Annotated in this window: 4 protein-coding genes; 3 read left to right on the top strand and 1 reads right to left on the bottom strand. The window is 75.8% G+C overall.

Annotation, left to right across the window (positions count from 1 at the left end):
• Positions 1-168 precede the first annotated feature (168 nt).
• Entirely contained in the window at positions 169-1080 is a 912-nt protein-coding gene (locus V7793_RS33010; protein WP_336013391.1) for a LysR family transcriptional regulator, read from the bottom strand.
• Between the two features lie 93 nt (positions 1081-1173).
• Between V7793_RS33010 and lpdA the strand changes: the two genes are divergently transcribed.
• The 3 genes from lpdA to treZ all read left to right on the top strand — a co-directional run.
• Complete coding sequence (gene lpdA, locus V7793_RS33005; protein ID WP_336013390.1) at positions 1174-2589, top strand: dihydrolipoyl dehydrogenase; 1416 nt, start codon at positions 1174-1176, stop codon at positions 2587-2589.
• A 98-nt stretch (positions 2590-2687) separates the two neighbouring features.
• Positions 2688-3611, top strand: a complete 924-nt coding sequence (locus V7793_RS33000; protein ID WP_336013389.1) for a GNAT family N-acetyltransferase — start codon at positions 2688-2690, stop codon at positions 3609-3611.
• Positions 3612-3656: 45 nt separating this feature from the next.
• On the top strand, positions 3657-5154 hold a 1498-nt coding region (treZ, locus tag V7793_RS32995), incomplete at its 3' end, for a malto-oligosyltrehalose trehalohydrolase (RefSeq protein ID WP_336013392.1).

Genomic DNA, 5154 nt, shown 5'->3' with positions numbered 1-5154 from the left:
GTGCTGACGGGCGCCGCGCATGGGGCGCCCGTGGCTCTGTCGGAGCTCCTGGAGCGGTGGCCGGTGGCGCTGCTCGTGCGGGACTGAGCGCCGGAGCGCTCCGCGGGGTGCGCGGAAACGCTGTCGGCTGCGGGCGGTACGGGGCTGGTCGCGCAGTTCCCCGCGCCCCTACGGGGCGTGAGGCCCCGGCCGCCCGGCACCGGCGGGAAACGCCAGTTCCCTGCACAGCTCGACGAAGGCGGCGGTGGTGCCGGTGAGCTCCACGCGCGCGAAGGCGGTCTGCTCGCGGCGCCAGGGCGGGTCGACGGGGACGGTCGCCGCGCCGGGCACGTCGCGCGCCATGTGCACGGGGGCGGCGACCAGGCCGAGTCCGCAGACCGCCATCCGTACGGCGGTCGAGGTGTGCTCCGTCCAGACGGCCGTACGGGGGACGAAGCCGCCCTGCTCGCACACCCAGTCGAGCCAGCGCTTGCCTTGCACGATCGGTTCGAGGGCGCAGCGCACCCAGTCGCGCCCGGCCAGCTCGGGCAGCGCGAGGGGTTCCGTCCGGGCCGCGAGCGGGTCGTCCGCCGAGGTGATCAGCATGATCTCCTCGGCGCCGAGGGAGACGACGGGGCCGTGCCAGGCCTCGGGGCGGGGGCCGACGGCGATGTCGGCCACGCCGCGCTCCATGTGGTCGCGCAGTTCCTCCGTGGTCGCGTACTCGTGCAGGTGGAGGCGGACGGCGGGGAAGGCGCGGCGCCAGCGCGCGAAGACGGGCGGCAGCACCCCGACCGCGAGGGCGTGCAGGGAGGCGATGTGCAGCTCGCCGCCGGCCGCTCCGGCGGCGGCCTTCGCCGCCCGGCGGGCCTGTTCGGCGCTGCGGACGGCGAGTTCGGCGTGGGGCAGGAAGGCGCGGCCCATCGGGGTCAGGCCGATGCCGCGCGGCCGGCGCTCCAGCAGCGGGCCGCCGACGTCCCGTTCCAGGGCCTTGATCTGGTGGGAGAGGGCGGACTGGGTCACGTTGAGCAGGTCGGCCGCCCGGGTGAACGACTCCTCCTCGACCACCGCGACGAGGTACTCCATCTGCCGCAGGCTCATGCCCGGCCCTCCCGTGGCCCCATGATCTCTGTTCATGGGATCGATCGAAACATTGCGTTGGACTCATAATCCCTGACGGCGCAGGGTGAAGACATGCGCGAAACAGATGTGATCGTGATCGGCGGCGGCACCGGCGGCTACAGCACCGCCCTGCGGGCCGCAGCGCTGGGCCTCGACGTCGTCCTCGCGGAACGCGACCTGGTGGGCGGCACCTGTCTGCACCGCGGCTGCATACCCAGCAAGGCCATGCTGCACGCGGCGGAGCTGGTGGACGGCATCGCGGAGGCGCGCGAGCGGTGGGGGGTGAAGGCGGCCCTGGAGTCGGTCGACTGGTCCGCCCTCACCGCGACCCGCGACGACATCGTCGGCCGCAACCACCGGGGCGTGGAGGGCCATCTGGCGCACGCCGGCGTACACGTGGTGCGGGGGACCGCGACGCTGACGGGCCCGCGGGCGGTGCGGATCGGCTCGGGCGCCGAGGCGGGTTCCGGGTGGACGGCCCGCCGGGGCATCGTGCTGGCCACCGGCTCGCGGCCGCGCACCCTGCCGGGCCTGGAGCCCGACGGGGCGCGCGTGGTCACCAGCGACGACGCCCTGTTCGCGCCGGGGCTGCCCGGCTCGGTGCTGGTGCTGGGCGGGGGCGCCATCGGCGTCGAGTACGCCTCCCTGCACCGCTCCATGGGCGCGGAGGTGACGCTCGTGGAGGCGGCGGAGCGGCTGCTGCCGCTGGAGGACGCCGACGTGAGCCGGTACCTGACGCGGGGTCTGAAGAAGCGGGGCGTCGACGTCCGGGCGGGCGCGCGGCTGGAGAACGTCGTCGTCCACGAGGGCGGGGTGCGGGCCACGCTCCGCACCGCCCGGGGAGAGGTGCGCACGCTGGAGGCGGAGCGGCTGCTGGTGGCCGTGGGCCGGGTGCCGGTCACCGACGGCCTCGGCCTGGCGGCGGCCGGACCGGCCACCGACGCCCGCGGCTTCGTCCCGCCTGCCGACTGGTCGCGCCTGGAGACGGCCGTGCCGGGCGTCCACGTCGTCGGCGACCTGCTGCCGCCGCCCTCCCCCGGCCTCGCCCACGCCTCCTTCGCGGAGGGGCTGCTGGTCGCCGAGACCCTCGCCGGGCGCGCGCCGCGGCCCGTCGACTACTCCGCCGTGCCGCGCGTCACGTACTCCGCTCCGCAGACGGCCTCGGTCGGCCTGACGGAGGACGAGGCGCGCGAGCGCGGGCATGACTACGAGGCCAACTCGATGCCACTGACGGCCGTGGCCAAGGGCATGGTGCACGGGCAGGGCGGCCTGGTGAAGGTCGTCGCCGAGAAGGGCGGCGGCCGGGTGCTCGGCGTCCACCTGGTGGGCCCGCACGTCTCGGAGATGATCGCGCAGAGCCAGCTGGTCGTCGGCTGGGACGCGGACACGGCCGACGTCGCCCAGCACGTCCACCCTCACCCGACCCTGTCGGAGGCGGTGGGCGAGGTGATGCTGTCGCTGGCCGGGCGCGGGCTGCACCAGGTCTGAAAGACACCGCGCCAAGAGAAATCGGTGGACGGACGGGGGCCGCATGGGCCTTCCTAGGCGGTGCGCATCCAGCGCAACAGCCTCTCCGGAAGGACCCCATGACCCAGCTGGTCATCCGTGCGCTCACCGAGCGCGACACCGACCTGTTCTCGGCCCTCGACGTGCCCGCCCTCGTCGGCAAGGGCGCCTTCGGCCACACCTACGTGCCCGTGCACCGGGGCGGGGAGTACCGCCCCGACTGGACCTGGGTGGCGCTGCGCGACGGCCGGGTCGTTGCCCGCGCCGCCTGGTGGGGCGGCCCCGGCGACGCGGCCCCCAAGGCCCTGGACTGGTTCGACTTCGCCGAGGGCGAGGAGGAAGCGGCCGCCCGCCTGCTGCGCACCTCTCCCCTGCGCTCCGAGTACGCCTTGATGGCCCCGCCCGGCTGGCGGGAGATGCCCGAGGTGCGGGCCGCCGTGGAGGCGCGCGTCGCGGTGGCCGAGGCCGCCGGGATGCAGGTGCTGGTCGAGCGCTTCCGCTACGAGTGGACGACCGGCTGCCCGCTGCCCGAGCGCCCCGGCCGGCTGGTCTTCCGGCCCGAGCCCGACGACGCCGTCGTACGCGACGTGCTGGGCCGCACCATGGAGGGCACGCTCGACGCGCACGACAGCAAGAACGTCGCCGAACTCGGCCTGGACGCGGCCGTCGAGGACGCCATGGCCTTCCTCACCTGGCTGCCCTCCCCCCGGGAGTGGTGGCGGCTCGCCTTCACGCCCAGCGGCGAGCTGGTCGGCCTGCAGATCCCCGCGCACAACCCGGCCGGGCCGTGCGTGGGCTACCTCGGCGTCGTCCCCGGGCAGCGCGGCCGCGGCTACGGCTACGACCTGCTCGTGGAGTGCACGCACGACCTGGTGTCCCGGGGCGCGACACGCATCGCGGCCGCCACGGACCAGGGCAACCTGCCGATGGCAGCAGGTTTCGCGAAGGCCGGCTACCCCGTCTCGCAGGAGCGGATCGACCTGCTTCCGGCCCGCGGGGCCTGACCACGGGGCACCATGGACAGCACTGCCGTCGGGAAGGAGCCGCCCGTGCTGTTCGAGGTGTGGGCGCCGCGGGCCGGCCGGGTGCAGCTGCACGCCGGCGGCCGGGCGCACGCGATGGAGCGGGACCCGGCCCGAGACGGGTGGTGGCGCCGCGAGGCCCCCGGCGAGGAGGGCACCCGGTACGGCTTCGCCCTGGACGGGGGCCCCGTGCGGCCCGACCCGCGCTCGCGCCGGCAGCCCGACGGGCCCGACGGGCCGAGCGCCGTCACCTGCCCCGAGCGCTTCCCGTGGCGGCAGGAGTGGGCGGGCCGCCCGCTGGACGGCGCCGTCCTCTACGAGCTGCACGTGGGCACGTTCACCCGCGAGGGCACCTTCGACGCCGCGGCCGCGCGCCTGCCGCACCTCGCCGCACTGGGCGTCACCCACGTGGAGCTGATGCCCGTCTGCCCCTTCCCCGGCACGCACGGCTGGGGGTACGAGGGCGTGTCGCTGTGGGCCGTCCACGAGCCCTACGGCGGGCCCGCGGGGCTGTGCCGGTTCGTGGACACGGCGCACGCGCTCGGCCTCGGCGTCGTCCTGGACGTGGTGCACAACCACCTCGGCCCCTCCGGCAACCACCTGCCCGCCTTCGGGCCGTACTTCACCGACACCCACCACACGCCGTGGGGCGCCGCCGTCAACCTCGACGCCCCCGGCTCCGACGAGGTGCGCGCGTATCTGACGGGCAGTGCGCTGGCCTGGCTGCGCGACTACCGGCTGGACGGGCTGCGGCTGGACGCCGTGCACGCCCTCGCGGACACCCGGCCCAAGCACTTCCTCGCCGAACTCTCCGGCGCCGTGGACGCGCTGGCCGCCCGGCTGGGCCGGCCGCTGTTCCTCATCGCGGAATCCGACCTGAACGACCCGGCCACCACCACGCCGCGCGAGGCGGGCGGCCTGGGCCTGCACGCCCAGTGGAACGACGACTTCCACCACGCCCTGCACACCGTCCTGACCGGCGAGTCCCAGGGCTACTACGCCGACTTCGCCGCCGACCCGGCCGGAGCGCTCGGCAAGACGCTGCGGGGCGGCTTCTTCCACGACGGCACGCACTCCTCCTTCCGCGGGCGCCCGCACGGCCGGCCCCTCGACCCGGGCACCCCGGCCCGGCGCCTCCTGGGATACGCCCAGAACCACGACCAGATCGGCAACCGCGCCCTGGGCGACCGGCTCTCCGCCCGCCTCTCCCCCGGGCTGCTGGCCTGCGCCGCCGCGCTCGTCCTCGGCGGGCCGTTCACCCCGATGCTGTTCATGGGCGAGGAGTGGGGGGCGCGCACCCCCTGGCAGTTCTTCACCGACCACACCGACCCGCAGCTGGCCGAGGCGGTCCGCACCGGCCGCCGGCGCGAGTTCGCCGCGCACGGCTGGGCCGCGGAGGAGATCCCCGACCCGCAGGACCCGGCCACCCACGCCCGCTCCTGCCTGGACTGGGAGGAGCCGGAGCGCGAGCCGCACCGCGCCCTGCTGGAGTGGCACCGCCGCCTGATCGCCCTGCGCCGCGCCG

The sequence above is a fragment of the Streptomyces sp. KLMMK genome, from assembly GCF_036961605.1.
Lineage (GTDB): Bacteria > Actinomycetota > Actinomycetes > Streptomycetales > Streptomycetaceae > Streptomyces > Streptomyces telluris.
The sequence above is the reverse complement of the archived record's forward strand: the minus strand, read 5'-3'. Positions and strand labels throughout refer to the sequence as shown.